This is a genomic window from Vibrio sp. 1F279, from assembly GCF_041439815.1.
GTDB classification, from domain to species: Bacteria; Pseudomonadota; Gammaproteobacteria; order Enterobacterales; family Vibrionaceae; genus Vibrio; species Vibrio tasmaniensis_A.
Window position 1 is genome coordinate 20,089 of the sequence record NZ_JBGOOU010000029.1, and the last position, 18,683, is coordinate 38,771.

At 43.8% G+C, this 18,683-nt stretch carries 14 protein-coding genes; 6 read left to right on the forward strand and 8 right to left on the reverse strand.

The window, feature by feature from the left end:
* Nucleotides 1-43 precede the first annotated feature (43 nt).
* Nucleotides 44-1,255, forward strand: coding sequence for a DUF3103 domain-containing protein (locus tag ACED60_RS18785; protein ID WP_371728197.1), 1,212 nt, complete (start codon nucleotides 44-46; stop codon nucleotides 1,253-1,255).
* A 92-nt stretch (nucleotides 1,256-1,347) separates the two neighbouring features.
* Here ACED60_RS18785 and ACED60_RS18790 read toward each other — a convergent pair whose 3' ends face one another.
* Both ACED60_RS18790 and ACED60_RS18795 read right to left on the reverse strand, forming a co-directional pair.
* The gene (locus ACED60_RS18790) at nucleotides 1,348-1,665 is read right to left on the reverse strand and encodes a Dabb family protein (RefSeq protein ID WP_009846539.1); all 318 of its coding nucleotides are present in this window, start codon (nucleotides 1,663-1,665) and stop codon (nucleotides 1,348-1,350) included.
* A 215-nt stretch (nucleotides 1,666-1,880) separates the two neighbouring features.
* Nucleotides 1,881-2,120, reverse strand: a complete 240-nt coding sequence (locus tag ACED60_RS18795) for a hypothetical protein (RefSeq protein WP_371728198.1) — start codon at nucleotides 2,118-2,120, stop codon at nucleotides 1,881-1,883.
* Between the two features lie 254 nt (nucleotides 2,121-2,374).
* Here ACED60_RS18795 and ACED60_RS18800 point away from each other — a divergent pair, with 254 nt between their 5' ends.
* A complete protein-coding gene (locus tag ACED60_RS18800) occupies nucleotides 2,375-3,259 on the forward strand; it encodes a LysR family transcriptional regulator (RefSeq protein WP_108186225.1) in 885 nt (294 codons plus the stop codon).
* A gap of 167 nt (nucleotides 3,260-3,426) precedes the next feature.
* Here the strand turns inward: ACED60_RS18800 and tnaA are convergent, their stop codons facing one another.
* The 3 genes from tnaA to ACED60_RS18815 form a co-directional block, all read right to left on the reverse strand.
* Nucleotides 3,427-4,899, reverse strand: a complete 1,473-nt coding sequence (tnaA, locus tag ACED60_RS18805) for a tryptophanase (protein WP_371728199.1) — start codon at nucleotides 4,897-4,899, stop codon at nucleotides 3,427-3,429.
* 836 nt (nucleotides 4,900-5,735) lie between these two features.
* Nucleotides 5,736-7,409, reverse strand: coding sequence for a GTPase family protein (locus tag ACED60_RS18810; protein ID WP_371728200.1), 1,674 nt, complete (start codon nucleotides 7,407-7,409; stop codon nucleotides 5,736-5,738).
* Entirely contained in the window at nucleotides 7,396-8,508 is a 1,113-nt protein-coding gene (locus tag ACED60_RS18815) for a YcjF family protein (RefSeq protein WP_371728201.1), read from the reverse strand. The genes ACED60_RS18810 and ACED60_RS18815 overlap by 14 nt, the downstream gene beginning before the upstream one ends.
* A 239-nt stretch (nucleotides 8,509-8,747) precedes the next feature.
* Between ACED60_RS18815 and ACED60_RS18820 the strand changes: the two genes are divergently transcribed.
* On the forward strand, nucleotides 8,748-9,272 hold the full coding sequence (locus ACED60_RS18820; protein ID WP_371728202.1) for a peptide-methionine (S)-S-oxide reductase: 525 nt from the start codon (nucleotides 8,748-8,750) through the stop codon (nucleotides 9,270-9,272).
* Nucleotides 9,273-9,528: 256 nt separating this feature from the next.
* Here ACED60_RS18820 and ACED60_RS18825 read toward each other — a convergent pair whose 3' ends face one another.
* The gene (locus ACED60_RS18825; protein WP_371728203.1) at nucleotides 9,529-11,301 is read right to left on the reverse strand and encodes a transporter; all 1,773 of its coding nucleotides are present in this window, start codon (nucleotides 11,299-11,301) and stop codon (nucleotides 9,529-9,531) included.
* 508 nt (nucleotides 11,302-11,809) lie between these two features.
* On the opposite strand from ACED60_RS18825, the gene ACED60_RS18830 reads away from it, so the two are divergent.
* The 3 genes from ACED60_RS18830 to ACED60_RS18840 all read left to right on the forward strand — a co-directional run bounded on the left by ACED60_RS18830 (nucleotide 11,810) and on the right by ACED60_RS18840 (nucleotide 15,928).
* Entirely contained in the window at nucleotides 11,810-12,421 is a 612-nt protein-coding gene (locus tag ACED60_RS18830; protein ID WP_065104082.1) for a toxin-antitoxin system YwqK family antitoxin, read from the forward strand.
* Between the two features lie 351 nt (nucleotides 12,422-12,772).
* Nucleotides 12,773-14,326, forward strand: coding sequence for a methyl-accepting chemotaxis protein (locus tag ACED60_RS18835; protein ID WP_371728204.1), 1,554 nt, complete (start codon nucleotides 12,773-12,775; stop codon nucleotides 14,324-14,326).
* Nucleotides 14,327-15,193: 867 nt separating this feature from the next.
* Nucleotides 15,194-15,928, forward strand: a complete 735-nt coding sequence (locus ACED60_RS18840; RefSeq protein WP_371728205.1) for an oligogalacturonate-specific porin KdgM family protein — start codon at nucleotides 15,194-15,196, stop codon at nucleotides 15,926-15,928.
* A 133-nt stretch (nucleotides 15,929-16,061) separates the two neighbouring features.
* Here the strand turns inward: ACED60_RS18840 and ACED60_RS18845 are convergent, their stop codons facing one another.
* A complete protein-coding gene (locus tag ACED60_RS18845; protein ID WP_371728206.1) occupies nucleotides 16,062-16,778 on the reverse strand; it encodes a 3'-5' exonuclease in 717 nt (238 codons plus the stop codon).
* Nucleotides 16,778-18,640 (reverse strand): DUF294 nucleotidyltransferase-like domain-containing protein, encoded by a 1,863-nt coding sequence (locus ACED60_RS18850; RefSeq protein WP_371728207.1) that lies wholly within the window; start codon nucleotides 18,638-18,640, stop codon nucleotides 16,778-16,780. The genes ACED60_RS18845 and ACED60_RS18850 overlap by 1 nt, the downstream gene beginning before the upstream one ends.
* Nucleotides 18,641-18,683: the final 43 nt, after the last annotated feature.

Genomic DNA, 18,683 nt, shown 5'->3' on the forward strand with positions numbered 1-18,683 from the left:
GCAAATGCTCTATTAATGATAAAAATTAAAATAAGGATTATTTATGAGACCATCTTTTCCTATCAGTATGGTGCTTGCAACGACAGTGGTTGGCTTCCAGTCTTTTGCGCAAAATATTGAGACAACTGATTCATTAGGTATTGCAGAAAGTAGCGCAGCGCAAAAGCAATCTTTGGCGTTACAAATCAGCGAGCGTTATTCCGAGCTTGAGCTTTCATTGAAGGCTCAGATCTCAGAAAAGAACTTATCCGCGCCTGTAGATAAATTGAGCTCTACTCAGCCCTACTCTGCATTTTCAAGCCGGATGCAGAAAGCGGATCTTGGTTATCGCAAGATGAAAAGGATCAACGACTTCAGCGACTCTGTGTTAGAGGTTCGCATGGCTGATGAAGCGATGATCGAAGCTTGGAAGAATGGTGAAAACCCATTATTCGCGTTTGAACCATCAGGCGACGATTCAAACTGGCAATACATCGAAGCCTATGATGTGTATGGGCAGGTTCACGAACTAGACGTGTACCAAATGCCAGACGTCCCAGTGTTTGTGGTTGATAGTAACGGTGCTGAAGAGCTCAAAGCAGGCTTAATGGCAATGCAGGCAGAGATGCAAAAGCTGGGTACTACAACGCAAATCAATGCCTTTAGCGATACCAATGCCGACGAGAGTAAACCTCAAAAACCGTCTTTGATGAACAGGGCTCGTCGCTCGATAGCCTTGTCGGAACCTGAGCCGTTGAATACCACACAATTAACCAAAATCCGTTTAGCCGTCGACCAAGAACCTTGGATCTCTGGTAAAGCGGAAATCTACGCTATCGTGACGGGTGTCGATTCAAGTCGTTTAGAGCCCCAGATCGACCTCGTTGAGATGCCTTATCTGGACTACGACAAACAGACGTACTACCCGAACCAGACCGTCATCTTCTGGCCTCGCTACCGTTGGGGCGCTGCAGATATGATCTTAATAGAACACGATGATGGCACAGACTACAAAGCGCTAGCAAAACTCTTGGTTCAAGCCGCAGAAGAGATACTGAAGATGATTCCTGATCCAGAAGTTCAGGGTTACGCGATCATCCCTCAGATCACAGGCAAGATTATCGATGTGATTCCTGATGGCGTATTAGTGAATGATGATGACTTCGTGGATGTGTACTACACCTTAATGCAGAACACGCCTTATGTAGATCGTCCGGGCGCAGGCGGAAATGCTGTCGCATCGTTTGCACCAGTCACGATTTCACCAACAGAGTAAGTCGTTTCTTATTCAGTTAGGGCTTAAACGCTAGGCCCTAACTCTTCATTATCGAAGGTAAGTCAAACACAAGAGACCTACTCAGAACCTAATTACAGGGAGTAATCAAACACAATGATGTCTTCTAAAAGCGGACGAAACACATCTTTCAGCGCATCATGCTCAGGGTGCGGAAGGTAATTCTGGCGGCCTTCTTCATCGGCGAATGTCATTAACACCGAGTGGGTATAACCTTGATTCTTGTTTTCAGGGCTGTCATTTAATCCCCATTCTACTGAAGTGACCCCTTCAACCTTGTTTGGCATCGCTTCAAACAGCATCTTTAGTTTTTGAACCTCTGAAGCTTCAGCGTTTTCTTTAAACTTAATCAGTAGAATATGACGAATCATTCCCGTTTCTTTTTGAGTCATTCCTTGTCCTTTCGAGTCGTTCGCTTACTGGTTTGTAATGCTTAACCAACACCCAATAGCGATCTAAAGTTAGAGAACAACAAAATGCCACACGTTACACAACATGCCAAGGCTAGATCGCTAGAGTTTATAAAATACTCCACAACCCAATAACGAAAAATGCTGCACCCAAGGGCGCAGCATTTCTCATGACAATGGTAAGCACATCTTTAACGTTAATCACGACGACCTGTAAGCTGGATCGTTTGGTCTTTATCTACGTTCTTTTGGAATTGGATTCCGCCGTTAGACGCTTCATTTCTTCCTTCCAGTGTTAAGTCAGATTCAACACGCTCAGCCTTTACTTGATTACCTTCGCTCCTTGTCATGTCGATAGTCCCTGTATACGTACCGTCGGCAGAAAAAGCCGTGTTCATTGAAAGAGCCATTAAGCCTAGTGCGATTAACTTTTTCATACATCACCTCGTTGTATTTCTAATTCTTTGTTCGTTTGGTATCTGTGTTTTTGTTGAAGTAACTTTAACAATCGAACATCAACCATTCGAGGAAAAGCAAGATTTACCAAATGGAAAATCAAGGGATTAGCGAAGTTCTGACGCTGTTCTGTCTTATCTGTTTTGTACTACCACTATGATATTAGAGTCACATAATTTCTGTACGCCTACCGCACCGAAATTACTGCCTATAAAAGGATTCATTTGGAGAGCCTGTGGACATCAATTTAGACATTCAAAATATCCTCGTCATCAAGCGTATGTATGAACTTCGCAATGTTGGATTGGTTGCGGAGTCGCTAGGCAAAACCTCTGGGGCGATCAGCAAGAACCTTTCGAAATTAAAGTTGCAGCTCGACGATCCACTGTTCATTCAAACCAAACACGGTTTTGAACCCACGACTTTTGTTGAAACCAACATCGAAAATTTTGAGCAGATCTTGAGCAGCGTTGAAGCCATTAAACACCAAGTATTTTCGCCAGAAACTTACCAAGGTGATATCAAAATCTACGCAAATACCCTGTTCTGGGAGCGCTTTGGCTCGAAGCTCTACTTTGCTCTGAGTAAAGAAGCCCCGCATGCTCACTACTCATTCGTTCGATGGGGAAGCAATGTGAGGAACAGGCTCATCGACGGTGAGGAATCCATTGCAGTTCATTACTTTGATGAAACCTTGCCACAGTCAATTTCTCAAATGGAATTCGGCAAAGGAAAAGTGGTGTTCTTCGTGAGAGAGGATCATCCAGCGAAAGACTTTGAGTCGCTCGCTAACTACCCAATCATTCTATTTAAAACCCCGGGATGGAATGACAATAAATACCCGATCCTTGATCGTCTTAGAAATATCGGATTTCACGTCAACCCAAGAGTGGAAGTCGACCACCCTGCGATGATTCACGATGTTGTGTCCAAATCCGACTATTTTGGTATCACCCTCAATGGCAGCGTACCAGAAGGCTGTCGTAGTATTGATTTACCCGAAAAACTGACGATCGATGTGGGTTATGTGATGAGCTGCCGTCGTTCACAGAAAGACGCGCCTTTGAATCAATGGCTATTCCAAATGCTAAAGTCTACGCTGAAAAACAAGCAAGCATAGTTCAACATCTAAAGGCCTAAATGATTAACGGGTTAAGTGCTTATAAAGCTTAATGGCTTAGCTGTTTAGCTGTTTAACGACATAACTCCCCTACCATTCAAAAAAGAAAAGGCTCCCGAGGGAGCCTTTGATTATGTTTCTAGTGACTATTCGCTTATGTTTTTATTTTAAAATGCTTCTTCGAGCGTTTGTTCGTTCTTTTTTTCGGTTTGTTTTTCAACGGTTTCAACCTCTTTCAAGCGCGCAGTGAAGTGTCTTAACACCGGTGGCTCGTAGGTAAAGTCGAGCCCTTTCACTTTCCCAGCATTCTCTTTCACTTTTTCGAATGCTTCGATGATGAAGTCCATGTGCGTTTGTGTGTAGGTCGCGCGAGGAATGGTAAGGCGCAATAACTCAGCAGGACATGGGTGTTGTTCACCGGTTGCTGGGTCGCGACCTTGCAGCAATGAGCCAATCTCAACCGCTCTGATACCAGCGACTTTATAGAGTTCACACGCCAAAGCATGTGCTGGGAACTGACCTGCTGGAATATGAGGAAGCAGTTTACCCGCATCCACAAACGCAGCGTGACCACCTGCTTGCTGGCACACGATGCCCATCGCTTCTAAGCCGTCAACAAGGTATTGCACCTGGCCAATGCGGTACTCTAACCAATCTTGGCGCATGCCGTCATAAAGGCCAACCGCAAGACGCTCCATCGCGCCACCTTCTAAGCCACCATAGGTTGGGAAGCCTTCTTGTACCACACACAAAGTTCGACACTCTGTGTACACATCCATGAAAGAGTCGTCTTTAAAGCACAACAAGCCGCCCATTTGTACCATGGCATCTTTCTTAGCAGACATGGCTAAGCCATCCGCGTATTTGTAAGACTCACGCGTGATCTGTTCGATTGTCCAATCTTGATAACCCGCTTCTCGTTGTTGAATGAAGTAGGCATTTTCAGCGTAACGTGCAGAATCCATGATCACAGGGATGTCGTACTTCTGAGCCACTTGATACACGGCTTTTAGGTTGGCGATAGACACTGGCTGTCCACCAGCAGAGTTACAAGTAATGGTGCTCACAATGTAAGGAACATTGGCTGCGCCCGCTTCTAAAATCGCTTCTTCCAGCTTCACCACATCGAAGTTGCCTTTGAAGTCCGCATTCACTGAGGTATCGAACGCTTCTTTGGTATAAACGTTTTTCGCCACACAGCAATTCACTTGGGTGTGACCTTGTGTTGTATCGAAGAAGTAGTTCGACAAGGCGACCATTTTGCTGCGATCGAGCCCTTTCTCCATTTCACGCTTCTTGATAAGAACAGGAATGTAGATCTGCTCTGCGCCGCGCCCTTGGTGTGTTGGAATCGTCAACTCGTAACCGAAGATATCCTTAACCGCGTTCGACAATGCGTAGTAACTGCGGCTACCACTGTAAGCTTCATCACCCATTAACATCGCGGCTTGCATACGCTGAGTAATAGATCCTGTTCCGCTGTCTGTCAGTAAGTCGATAAACACATCATCACTATCCAGTAAGAATGGGTTCATGCCCGCTTCAACAATGGCTTGCTCACGATATGCAGAGGTTGTTCTTTTTACTGGCTCTACAACACGAATACGAAACGGTTCTGGTAGATGTTTGAAGTTTTCCATAATAGTACCTTTCTATACATTCCGATCAGGTCGAAATCTATTTTCTTTAGATGTCACGAATCCTCACCATTAATTTAATAGATCCGCATAAAGATAGACGGAAATTAACAATGAAAATAAACAAGTTAAATAATGAGTTATTAATCGAACCTAAACAGAGGCTGAGATAATTAGCGAGAACGACAAAACAACGAATATTCTGCACGAAATAATAAGTGCGACATTCATGCGTTCAAAGGTTATCAAAGCTGCTGATAGGTAAACAAAGCGCGCTGCTTTGCTGGCGTGTGACGCCTAGAGGGTACTACTCTGAAGAAAGGCGGAACGAGAGCTGGTGATCTAAGGTATACCAAGCTAACAAGGTTAGCCATGTTGTTGATTGCCATTTCAGATACATGTTCACAATATATCCCTACGTTGAAATCAAGATGATCCGAAATTTAAATATAGTGTAATTGTTTTATAAATACAGCTTAGAAAAGTATAAATGTGATCAACATTTAGAATGATGATTAAATACGATAGCATGTTATATAAACTGTGAATCACAGTCGTTTATATACTATTAAACTAGTTCAGCGAGTTACTTAATAATATCGAATCTCTTTTAAACTCAATACTTATCTAATAAGGGGCGAAGATGGCTGTTTTCTAAAAAGCTGTCTTCTAGAGAGCTACTGAGCTTAAAAAGCCAAGATCTAAAACTCGCCGATCTAAAAAGGATAAGCACTAAAGCTCTCAGCCTTAACTAAAAAAGATAAGCTCTCACGCTCTAAAAACTCAGTTCTGATGAGTCTCAAGCCTCACCAGAACCGTTTGGCATACGAAGTCGTGGATTACTTTTTCTTCACGACTTGCTTGATGGCCACTTCAGCCAGTTTTGGCGTCGCTGCTTTCAATGCACTGGGGGCAACCTTCTTACCCGCCTTGACCGCTTTATTTAGTTGGCCTTTAACCGACGTGCCTCTTTTCATGGCCTCTAAACGTTGGCGGTTTCTCTGAACGTTATTTGCGTCAGCGATACGCTCGATCAACGTCTGCCTTAAAGTATCTAAACCAAACTGTACCTTTTCTGGCGCAATCGCCAGCGGTAACACGATATCGGTTTGCAGCAATATATGATTGTATTCGAGCGCTTGAGCAATGATCTTTGCTTTGTTTGATGTTGGATTCTCTAAGTCATACGGTGGTTGCCAATCGTCTACAGGCTTTAATCGGTCTACCTGATTCACAACCGACACCACAATCGGCTTCTTGCGTGAGATGTTCTTAGGATCGTCATAGAAAGCATCAAATCTATCTTTCAATTGCTTATCCAAATCACGCGCAGATTGATTGGCTTTAAGCACCCATAGCACCACATCGGCTTGGGTCATCTCTTTCAGCATTAAGGCTTCGGTTTTAGGATTGCCATCAAGCCCTTGAAGATCAACCACGCGAACATCATTATCGTCGACAAACGCGTTATACACAGTTGAAGTGTCGGTTGATGGCAGCACATCCACTTCTGCAACCAACTCTTGCTTAAGCGCATTGATAAGTGAAGATTTACCAGAACTGGTTTGCCCCACCAGCACGATTCGCACAGGTTCTAACTCTGGAGCAAAGCGTTGTTCGTCGAGTTCAGAAACATCAGACGCTTTCAGTGCTTCATCTTCAATGCTGAAACGTCCGCTGTAGAGGTCAATCGCCACCGCAGCGACTTCATCTAACAAGGCTTGTTTAGCGGCGTATTGCATGTCATCAACCACACCTCTTGTCATTGAAGATGTCGCTTGCTCTCTCCCTATATCAGAAACAACTTTTAGCGGGTTCAAATAGAGGTTTTTGAGGTGATTCCCCCAAATAGCGGCCTTAACGATCTTCTGCCCTAGTTCGCCATATTTGTCATAGGCTTCGTAGCCCGCCTTAATGTAAGAAACCTTGAGATACTCAATGCCCGGTATATGCTCTCGCACTACCAGTTTGTAGCGTCGGCTGACCTCTTCGAAGAGTTTTAGCCCTTCAGGAATCGAGAAATCGAGCGATTTCTTATCAAACTTTTTCGCCACAAACTCAAGTACTTCTAAACCGGTTTGGTCTAGGTTGCCCCACTCTATGTCGACCATTAATTGTTGGCGTACATGGTGTTTTGAATCATTCCAGATCGACAGTTCTTTTTGAGACCAATCATCGGATGCTTTAACCATCGCATCATTTACTAACGCATCATCAGTGTCAGTATTCTTAGGTGATGATTCGGTTTCACCCTCGCTCGCTGGATTTGCAGAAGTATCGCTATAAGTTGGTTCGCGAGAAGAACGGCTAGAAATGAATAAAGGAATGGTGAACACCAAGGTACTCACGGCAATGGCAATCGACATTTCGAGTAGGTAACCGTATTTGATCGCCAAGAAGACACCAAAACCCATCATGATAATGCTTGGGAAGATGGCAGAAATCAGAGCAATACCCCAACGACCGCTCGATAGCACCGCCAGTAATCGAAATAGGTTTCTAATTTTCTTCATAGCCCGACGCCGCCTTTCCTTTTTTCAGGGATTCTTTGTAGATCTTCTGCATCTCTTCTTCAGACACTTCTTCGCCTTTGTTCTTATGATAGAAGTAAAAACAAGCCGCGCGACCTAAACCATAAGAGGTGCCGAAACTCATTGCCGCTGCAGCCACCGCCCCTACCGTTTGACCATAAACTGGAATCAGCTTTATCAACTGTCGAGTGCCCAGCTTCATTCCGTATTGCAACGCAAAGCTGCTTCCCAGAGTGCCTATCAACTCACTGAAGACTCTCTTGTTCCACTCAACCCCATATTGATTCGCCAAGCTATGAAGCATTTTCGCTTGAATCGCAGGTACCGACACCAACCCAACACCCGGAATCAGGTCGCTCGCTGCCGCACTTCCCGCATACCAAAGCACTTCGTTTTCTACTTGATCAAAGTTGGCTTCTTCTTGCGTGGAATGCTCTTTGTCTTGCACCATCATTCCGATCACCGGAAGAATACTGGTCAGCTTTTCTAACAAGATGTCATAGTTGTAAATTGAACCACTGTTATTGCTCGACTCATCCGTTTCGAAATCGACCGCTACCGATTCAAACTCTTTACCCCAACCCTTCTCTACTTGGTTGGTGTTGAACTGAACCTGCCTTGCTCGATCTGGTTCACCGGAAGACAACACTGCAGTATGAACAAGCAGCAAGTGTCTAATTTTCTTCTGTTTCTTAATCTGCTTTAGAGCCGCAAGCACTGAGGATTGTTCAGGTTCGTCGGCTTTCATTACAACGACTAACGCATTACCTGCCTGACCAATCTCTTCCAGATCCTCTTTCGCATCATAATTCGCTTCGCTTAGTCCTCTGGTATCGAGAAAGCGCATCACCGGTTTGTCTTGTGGGAATTCGTAAGACATCGCCGTCATGGTACAAGGCGCAAAACCATTGCCGACTTCAACAGAGGAGTCCCCCGTGACCGCTTGAATAAACGATGACTTGCCCGCCCCCGTTTTTCCCAATAGCCACAATGTCGCCAGATGCTGACGCTGGTATTCATGGGCCTGAGTAAGATCTGGGTTCTTGCTCGGATTAATGAAGTCTTTTATTTGGTCAAACATGTTTAGAGTTACGCTCACTTGATGTTGAGATTCGAGTTGATGACAAAGCAATACTGACTTATATAATCACAAATCATATTAAACTTATGTTTGTTCAGTCGCACAGGTTTACAATGCCTAAACGCTTGTTTTTATTTGCGCGCTCATTTTTATAGACGCTTTTTTATACGTGCGGGTATCATCGTATTGATTCACGCATCGAACAAACATCAACAAACACAGAGAAGTAAAAGGTAAGTATGGAACAAATTTATTTAGCTGGCGGTTGCTTATGGGGCGTACAGGAATTTATTAAGTACGTTCCTGGTGTTATCTGCACAGAAGCAGGCCGTGCCAATGGAAGCGCCCAGCTAACAGAAAACGGGACGACACAATGCGATAGCACGCAATGCAATGGCACACAAAGCGATTACGATGGCTACGCGGAGTGTGTCCAGATTGAGTTTGATCCGAGCACCACGTCAGTCACGGTTTTGATGGAGCATCTGTTTGAGATCATCGACCCATACAGCGTAAACAAACAAGGGGTTGATGTAGGCGAGAAATATCGCACGGGTGTATACAGCACTAGCGCCTTGCACTTATCAGAAGCTGCGAGCTACATTGCATCTCGTGATGACGCAGACCGTATCGCACTCGAGATATTGCCGTTAACTCACTATGTCGCGAGCGACGACATCCACCAGCATCACTTAAGTCACTTCCCTGAAGATCACCACTTATGCCATATCCCTTGGGATCTGCTGCATAAGTATAAATCCTAGACTTAAACGTTACGCCCTGAGCCCTGAGCCCTGAGCCCTGAGCCCTGAGCCTAGAAACAGAACACTAAAAAGCCCCAATAAGCATTTACCTATTGGGGCTTTTAAAATTATTTCAGTATGAGCTAAAGCCAGAAAGCTTATTGAGTGATTTTCAAAAGCTCTCCGTACATATCACATTAAACTTTGGCAGTTCAAACGAACGGCTACCGCAATCGGTAGCCGCTGTAAAAAGTTATAGTTTTTGATTTAAAAGGAATTAACCTTCGGCTGGAGTCACTTCGTCTTGTTGCTCGACTTTGTCATCGACCGCTTTAACAAGTAACAGACCAACAGAGAACACAATCAAACCACACAGAACGAATACCATGCGTCCCCACATTGGGTTTGGCAGTACGAACATAGTCATTACGCCCACACCCGCTACCGCGATAAGTGAACCCAACATACGACGTTGCTTGTTATCCAGTTTCTTCTGTTCATTACTCTCAGCAACTAATGGTGTCGCTAGGTTGTTGAAGAACTTGTCGACATCTTTCTCACGGTGTTCCGGTAATGGTTTGTAGAACAGTGTTGAAAGAACAAAGAAGCCAGCTGTAAATACGATGTGACCGATAAGGCCGATAGCCACTTTCAGGTCAGCCCACTCACGGCCAGTTAGTTCGTTTAGACCGAACCAGTTTTGAATCATGTCCGCTGTGATAACGAAACCAACGAAGTACGAAACCACACCACCGACTACTAGCGTACCCCAACCTGCCCAATCCGGTGTTTTACGGATGAAAAAGCCACAGAATGCTGGAATTGTCATAGGGAAGCCGATCAATGCGCCCACGTACATCATGGTGTCGAAAAGGCTCAGACCTTTAAGAGAGTTGATGAACAGAGCAACCAAGATGATCGCGATACCGAAGAAAGTAGACGTTAGCTTAGAAACAACCATTAGCTCTTTCTCTGTCGCTTTAGGACGAAGAATCGGTTCGTAGAAGTTCTTAACAAAAATACCTGAGTTACGGTTTAGACCAGAATCCATTGAAGACATAGTCGCAGCAAACATAGCGGCAATCAGAAGGCCAACCATACCTGCAGGCATGTATTCTTGAACAAAGTAAAGGTAAGCGAAGTCAGCGGCTTTGCTGCCAGCTTCTGGGTAAGCTGCTGCTAAATCAACACCTTGACCTGCCATGAACCAAGAAGGCATGAACCAGATGATTGGACCAAGCGTCATTAGTACACAAGCAAGCAGTGCAGCTTTACGTGCGTTGTTTGAGTCTTTCGCTGCAAGGTAACGGTAAGAGTTCAGCATGTTATTGGTGATACTGAACTGCTTCAAGAAGATGAACACCGCCCAGATGCTGAAAATGCTTAGGTAGTTAAGGTTATCACCCGTAATAAATGAATCGGTTGGGAAATCATTGATGATTTGCGTGACACCGCCAGCGTGGTAGACCGCTACTACAGCACACGTTACCGTTACCGCCATGATGATAACCATCTGCATAAAGTCAGATGCGATTACCGCCCAAGAGCCGCCTGTTACTGACATTACCAGTACAACCAGACCCGTTAGGACAATCGTCGTTGTCATATCAAAGCCGAAGATACCCGATGCGATGATCGCAAGGCCGTTCAACCAGATACCAGCAGAGATAACGCTGTTTGGCATGCCAGACCAAGTAAATACTTGCTCATTCACCTTACCAAAACGCATACGAATCGCCTCAATTACCGTCACAACGCGCAGTTGGCGGAACTTCGGAGCGAAGTAAAGGTAGTTCATTAGGTAACCGAATGCGTTCGCGATGAAGATAATCGCTACGGCAAAACCATCGGTAAAAGCTTTACCTGCTGCACCTGTAAATGTCCAAGCACTGAACTGGGTCATAAATGCGGTTGCACCTACCATCCACCACAGCATATTACCTCCCCCACGGAAGTAATCACTTGTCGTACTTGTAAACGTTCGGAACATCCACCCTATTGCAATTAAGAATAGGAAGTAGATGCCAACTATCAGGGTATTGAGTTCCATCTTGAGACCTTTATTTATGTTTTTTATTGAGGTCACTATAGATAGATGGCAAGCATATTTGTACTACAATAATCCAAATGCGTGACAGTGATCTTACAGTCTGACACTCAATTAATCATACAAGTGATCGAGTTCAAAGTTGCACCACCTACGAGCATAATTCCTCAAGTGAGTGCAGCCATCCGTAGTGGATTTCGACAAAAACCCCGAAAAACATGAGCCAACCCTCTAAAAAACGAATAATTATCGACAAAAACTATTATTTGTCACGATCAAAGCTCAAAGAAGAACAGCAAAAATATCGTTAGATATAATTTATAAAAATGAATCAAACCAACACATTTGTAGTACAAATAGAATTGGGAATTTGCTTTTAAAAGTTCCCTATATTAGGTAGCCAATAATGAAAACTTGAAAACCACTATTAGATACTGACAGGGATACACGGAAGTGAAATGCTTTTAACACACCCGTTACAGTTTCTCTCGTCCATTAAAAAGGTGTCATTATGAAGAAATACGTTCCAATCTTAATTGCTCTTAGTGCGGTATCTTCTATGAGCTATGCAGCAACACCACGTGAAGATGCTGTTGACTACTTACAGATGCGTAAAGGCGTGGCTTACCAAGTAAACCATTCAAAACCCTTCACTGGTCAATTTGAAGAGAAGTTTGATAACGGCCAAGTCGCGACCCAAGCTCAGTTTGCTGACGGCCAAGAACTAGGGTTAGAAACTAACTGGTATCCGAATGGCCAAGTTGCCTCTAAAGTGAATTACGTTAAAGGTGAACTACAAGGCAAGGCAGAAACCTGGTATCCAAACGGACAGAAAAAAGCAGAACTCAATTATAAAGACAATGAACTATCAGGCACCGCCTCTCGCTGGTATCCCAATGGTGAACAAAGCCTGACCGCTGAATACAGCGACGGACAAAAAGATGGTTTGGTAACGGACTACTACCCTAACGGTAATAAGGCAAGCCAAGCGAAGTTCGATGAAGGTGAAGTCGCGAACGGAAAACTAACTCGCTGGAATACTAACGGTGACAAGGTTGAAGAACTGACCTTTAAAGACCACAAAATTACGTCTAAACAGGTGTGGATGCCGACGGAAAGCTAAATACAAACGGGTGAGTGCTCGTGTTACAAAGCACAAGTACTCATCTTCTTTAATCTCAAGTAGGCACCGTACTCGCCATTAACAAGATCTATTGACCTAATCTCCCCCTTCTTCCTTTTCCTCTCCCTTTATGCCCAAGACAATCACTAATAACAAAATAATCATCAATAGCCATTGAAAATAATAAATATTTAACTTGCGCATAACCTTTCCATAAAATACTGTAAGCAAACGTTTCCGTTGCGAGTCAGATCCCAGTTATCCGCTTGTAAGCTACTGATCACGCAAATAAGAGAAACGAGATTCCCAAATACGTTGTTGAGTCATATTGTTTTGCTTTGGTGCCTGCCTATGAAAATTAAAACCTCCCTTTTTAGCCTTGCTTGTTTATCCATTATTTCGTTATTGGTTGTCGTCTCATTCACTGAAATGGCAAACCTAAAGCTGATCAAACTTGAGAAAACCCTGATCAAGGTGAAGTCGCTTGAAGTTTCGATGCTTCAACTAAATCGAACGGAACTAGAGTTTCTGATCAGCCACGACAAAGCCCTCAAGCCTGAATTCGCCAAAGAGTATTCACACTTCCAACAGTTGATGAATAGCTTCTCTGTTTTACTTGAAGAGTCAGACATAGCGGTGCCTGAGTTAGACAAACTGAATCGAGAAGTAAAACAGTACGACAAAGATTTTTCCTTGATGGTAGACGCAATAGAACGCAACCCAGCAAAGGTCAGCGAACTGAAATCAGAAATGAAAATGCTGTTTGAAGATATCATCTCGATATTTACCGGCGTTGAAGGTCGTTTAGAACAACAGGTCGAATCGATTCAACAAACCATCACTACGTTTATTGTGAGTTCCGTAATCGCCGTCACTGGATTACTGATCGCACTGTCCTTTGGGATCTCATCACGTGTCGCTAAGAAGATAGCCTCGTTAAACGCAACCATGTTGCACGTATCCCAACAACGTGACTTTACCGTTAAAGCGGAAGACAGCGGTTCAGATGAAATTGCGGATATTGCCAAGTCATTTAACACCGTATTAAAAGATATTCGTCAACTTGTTGGTCAAGTACAAGGGTCGATCCAAGAGCTCGGCAACATTTCGAACCAGTTGCAACACGACGGCATAGAAGTGGAAAGCGCTTTAAACAAGCAGCAACGACAAACAGAAAATATTGCGACCGCGATAAATCAAATGGGCAGCAATATCCAAAGTGTTGCGACCAATAGTGAAAATGCATCAGCAAATGCACAAACCAGCTTCTCCACGGCGAATGATGGCCTGAACGATGTGGCCTTCACCAGAGACACAATCAATACGCTTTCAACTGACTTAGTGAGTGCGAGTGAAGAAGTGAATCGCCTTTCTGTGCACTCAGAAAAGATCAATACCGTACTAGAAGTGATTAAAGACATTGCTGAACAAACCAACCTACTCGCTTTGAACGCCGCTATTGAAGCAGCGCGCGCTGGAGAGCAAGGTCGTGGTTTTGCGGTCGTCGCCGATGAAGTGAGAACCTTGGCTGGCAGAACACAGCTTTCAACCGAAGAGATCTCAACCATTATTCAAGGGGTTCAAGACCAAACCCAAATGGTGGTTAACACGATTCAAAATTGTTGTGAAAAAGGTAACAGCAGTGTCGACTCTTGTGAGAAGGCACATTCAAGAATCACATCGGTTATCGCAGACATGGAAACCATTCTAAATAACAGTTTAGAAGTCTCCAATGCTATGAAGGAGCAAAGTGAAGTGACGTCAGAGATCATCGAAAACGTAGATGCCATTAAACAGCTGACACTGACGAATGTAACGAGCGCTTCGAAAAACGCCGCTTCTGCAACTTCAGTAGTAGAACAAACAGACTCACTTGAACGCGCTGTCATCAACCTAAAAGCCTAGCTCTTAAGCCGCGGCTTACACGCTTATTGCGCTTCAAACGACTCTCTACTCAAATTTCAGATAAAAAAACGCTCATGTTGCCTGTATCAACATGAGCGCAAGGGTAGATCTTCGACTACCGTCTCCTACCTTTCTAAACGAAAGCAGAAGTTATAATTAGAATAGTTGGGAGCAATAATCAAAATGCTTTCGCAAGCACTTCAACGATTTCTTCTTTGTCGCTAATAAGAACAACGGGTAACCATTCGAACCCTGTTCATTCCTATCAAGTTCATATCTATATAGCAGGCTATGTCACTGCCTTGCCTACTACATTTCAAATCATCTCTGGTCGAGCTCTATAACACCTAAAACAAATGCTAGCAGTCTAAAGCATTTTGGCTTTTAACCATTTTGCCTTTCTAACCATTTAGCCTTTATTTCGTTCTTACTTATCCGCTTCGCAGCGTCAGTTCATGCAATCAACACAGCAAAGTTATGTGTTGCTACAGAAAGCTAGTAAATAATAATGTATTACAAATAAAATGGCATCTAAAGATTCAATTTTTTGCTGTAGCGCACATTTATTGATGAACAAAACCCTTAAAAATCATGATCAACAGACAAACAAAACACTAAAAATCATGGACTTATCAATACAAACCAACTTTGTAACCCTTTGTAAATAGTGGTTTTGTCCCAACAACACGATCAAATTCACAGATCATGCGCCTTCAAATCGTTAGCATATTTGTAGTATTTAAATGCAAAACAAACTTGAAATGACCAAGAAATCGTTTCAACAAAAAAATGCATTGAAGACAAGAACTACTCTATTTGGCTTGTAATTATGGCCAATACTCAACCTATAAATATGGAATTAATACCATGAATAAAACTAAAATCGTGATTGCTGTGGCATCTGTACTCGCTGCTGGCTCTGTATCTGCTGCGTCTTTCGATATGAGACACGAATACAAGAGTCATACAGATCAACACGCTACTCGTGTAAAACTTGGCGATAGCATTGGCAACTTCCTTGTAGATATCGAAGCGAAATTCAAGGGAGAAGACGGTAAATTCATGGAAGATTTGAAGAACAATGGTTGGGAGCTTGGTCTAAATTACCGTCATGTACTAAACGATAACTGGACAATGACTTACGGTATGCCAATTGAAGGTCGTGAATCTGGCGTTACATACAAACCTCAAGTTCGTGCAACATACAAAGTGGATAGCGTTGATGGCCTAAGCCTAAGTGCTCGTTACCGTTACGATATGAGACAAAACACAAAATCAATTGCAACTGACTCGGACGGTAAACCTATCTTAGATGACGGCCACTTAACTTATCAGAACGATGAAAACCAACGCCGTCATCGTCTAACGGCAAACGTCAATTACTCAATGGAAAACTGGCGCTTTGGTCTAGAAGGTAACTACTACAAAGCGGATGGATATGACATCTACGACAACGACGATACCAACTACGAGTTAAATGCAAGTATTCGCCACATTATGGGTCAATGGGCACCATATGTAGAGTTTGGTGATGTGAGTACTTCATCGACTAAAGCGACTCGTGAACTGCGTAGCCGTGTTGGTCTAACTTACAGCTTCTAATCGATAGCTATATAAATAATCTAAGATAATTACTGTCCTAATTTTCTAAGACCTAAACAAAAGCCAGCTTAATCGCTGGCTTTTCTTCTTTCAAATCATTCAAATAAGAGCCAAGTACTTAACGCTCCTAGCCCTAGTGACTGATCCGATAGAGAAATGCAACGGTCACGTCATCGTTAGGCACAACTCGCTTCTGCTGAGCTAAAAACAATTCCGCAGTTGATACTGCATCAGCAAGCGCATTATGATTGTTGTATTCAGGAAGCCCGTATCTTTCACGAGTGCCTGCTAGAGTCAAATCCACTTCTTCATGATTGCTGATCGCTTTCTCCATACTTTTTTCGATACACAATGTGTCTAGCCAAAGCAGAGGAATCGCTCGTAAACCATAGCAACGAAGAAGATATTGGCTAATGAACCTCTCTTCTACCATGCAAGCGTGCGCGACAATAATCTTGCCTTTCGCAGCTTCGAAGAACGTCAGCATCGCATCATGAATAGAAGCGCCCTCTTCTAACATTTGCGGTGTAATATGGTTGATCACGGCGGTTTCGGCGTTGATCTGCGAATCGTTATCCAGGTAAATATGCTTGGCGGACGCTAAGTCTATTCGCCCCTTGACCACATCGACCCAACCCATGGACAAAATCAGATCTTGTTCGCTGTCTAAGCCTGTAGTTTCAAGATCTAAAACGATATATTCGCTATCTTTGGCCAAGTCCGTCATCTCTGGGCAAGGTTGATCCACAAGAGCATGTAACGCCTCTGGCAGCTTAACCGTATTCAAATACTGCTTACGCTTACGTTTAATTCGCTCAAGCGGATGAAAGTAATTTAAAAACGATTTCATCAGCGTGCTCCGAAACGGATTTTCGCGGCTTCTTGAAGGTCAGCAATGATCCTAAAGGCATCTTTCAAGTGTTTACGCTCAAAGCTACCAAAGCTATCTGGGTTGATATTGTTGTCAGGCACATCCCCGTTCTTCAGCGCTTCAAGTTGATGACCGAATCGGAAAGAGAGAATGAACTGGTAAGCGCCCAGAATGTTCTTGAATGCGCCGTCGCTCAGCATGCCTTTTTCATTGGCAGCTGCGAAACGTTCATCGGTTGCTGACAAATCACATTCCACCGCTAATCCGTAAATACGCGCAAGATCAATAATCAAGTTAATGGCGTACTTCTTCACATTGAGTGTTTTCTTGTTCTCACCTGACTTCTCTAATACCAAACTATTGAAAATACCCAATGGCGGGTTGGTGTTTACCGCATCTTTCACTAGTGTGCTTAAAAACTCACGGTTACTGCGAATGTTAGAATGCAACTCATCACGAAGAATGCCTTCGAACTCACTGTTGCCATAGATGGTTCGAATTTCTAGGAACACACTGATGTTGAGTAAGCGTTCGTACTCAGGGTTAGCCACCCACTTCTTGTAGTAGTGCTTCCAAACACCGAGTGGCTGGCACCATTTTGGTGTCGCCGCCATGAATTTACCCGGACACAATGGGTAATCACAGCTCGCTAATCCGTTAGTCACCATCATTGCTAGATGTTTAAAGTAAATTCGGTCACTGTCGGTTGCATCGTCAGCCAGTACAATCGCACTGTCTTGGTCCGACAGCATGTGCACTTCATTACGCGCGTGCGAACCGGCTACGATCCAAGAAAAGTCGCAAGGTGGCGGGCCTAACTTATCAATCGCTATCTGAATCAATCGCCGCGTGTAGGCATCCATAATCATGGTCATTACCTTACCCACCGTTTCAGGCGCTACCTTACCTTCCACCAGCGCTTCAAAAATGGCTTGTCGCTCTGAGGTGAACGAAGACATGGTTTTCACGCTGCCTGCGTATTTGATTTTCTCGATCAAGAATATCGCTTGAACACGGTGGTTTTGAACCAAGTGAGAAGTAGTAAGCAGGCCAACAACTTTATTCTCTTTCACAACGGGCAAGTTACGGATATTGAATTGCATCATGATAGACGCCGCATGCAGCACTAAATCATCCGGTTTAACCGTCAGTGGAGAGTGCGTCATCACCTCAGAGATCAGGTTATCAGTGCTTACACCATGAGCGATGACTCGCTTGGTCATATCACGGTCAGTGATCAAACCAACAATCGTTTCACCTTCATAAATCACCGCACAGGGTGAGCGTTGATGCAGCATTTCCACCGCGACCGATTGAATAGTTTGCTCAGACTTAACGATGGCCACCTGCCCGCTTGCCACTTCTTCAACCTTACGAATGAACAAGCCTTTCTCTTTATTCGACCACACCACATCAAGAGCCGACTTCAAACGAACCTGAGCCTGCGACGCAAACTGTTCTGCGCAGCTTGGAAATGCCTTAAACAGCGCTTGAAGTGCCGAGTGTGGAATCACATAAAGTAAGGTGTTTTCGATTGCGATCGCTCTGTAGCCTTTCTCATCTTTAACTTCAGAATCTAAGAAAGTAAAGCCGAACAAATCCTCGCTGCCTAAACGCGCACGAAGTACACCGTCTGACTTTCTTTGTTCCATAGAGCCGGTTCGGATGATGTAGAGCGACTTTTCTTTACCCGACTCACACAGATCAACCACATCCCCTTTGCCGAGATAAGTGATCTGAACATTAGAGGCAAGTTCGCGAAGTGCTTCTTTAGGGATCTTATCGAATGGGTCGATTTGACCTATGAATTGAAGAATATTTGGCAGTAGAGACTGGGGCATAATCACGCTCACAATAATTTAATTAGTATTATTATATAACTTA

Bases quoted from the DNA above. Each gene is read 5' to 3' on its own strand.
- ACED60_RS18785 (WP_371728197.1), top strand. From the start codon at position 44: ATGAGACCATCTTTTCCTATCAGTATGGTGCTTGCAACGACAGTGGTT.
- ACED60_RS18790 (WP_009846539.1), bottom strand. From the start codon at position 1,665: ATGACTCAAAAAGAAACGGGAATGATTCGTCATATTCTACTGATTAAG.
- ACED60_RS18795 (WP_371728198.1), bottom strand. From the start codon at position 2,120: ATGAAAAAGTTAATCGCACTAGGCTTAATGGCTCTTTCAATGAACACG.
- tnaA (WP_371728199.1), bottom strand. From the start codon at position 4,899: ATGGAAAACTTCAAACATCTACCAGAACCGTTTCGTATTCGTGTTGTA.
- ACED60_RS18810 (WP_371728200.1), bottom strand. From the start codon at position 7,409: ATGAAGAAAATTAGAAACCTATTTCGATTACTGGCGGTGCTATCGAGC.
- ACED60_RS18815 (WP_371728201.1), bottom strand. From the start codon at position 8,508: ATGTTTGACCAAATAAAAGACTTCATTAATCCGAGCAAGAACCCAGAT.
- ACED60_RS18820 (WP_371728202.1), top strand. From the start codon at position 8,748: ATGGAACAAATTTATTTAGCTGGCGGTTGCTTATGGGGCGTACAGGAA.
- ACED60_RS18825 (WP_371728203.1), bottom strand. From the start codon at position 11,301: ATGGAACTCAATACCCTGATAGTTGGCATCTACTTCCTATTCTTAATT.
- ACED60_RS18830 (WP_065104082.1), top strand. From the start codon at position 11,810: ATGAAGAAATACGTTCCAATCTTAATTGCTCTTAGTGCGGTATCTTCT.
- ACED60_RS18835 (WP_371728204.1), top strand. From the start codon at position 12,773: ATGAAAATTAAAACCTCCCTTTTTAGCCTTGCTTGTTTATCCATTATT.
- ACED60_RS18840 (WP_371728205.1), top strand. From the start codon at position 15,194: ATGAATAAAACTAAAATCGTGATTGCTGTGGCATCTGTACTCGCTGCT.
- ACED60_RS18845 (WP_371728206.1), bottom strand. From the start codon at position 16,778: ATGAAATCGTTTTTAAATTACTTTCATCCGCTTGAGCGAATTAAACGT.
- ACED60_RS18850 (WP_371728207.1), bottom strand. From the start codon at position 18,640: ATGCCCCAGTCTCTACTGCCAAATATTCTTCAATTCATAGGTCAAATC.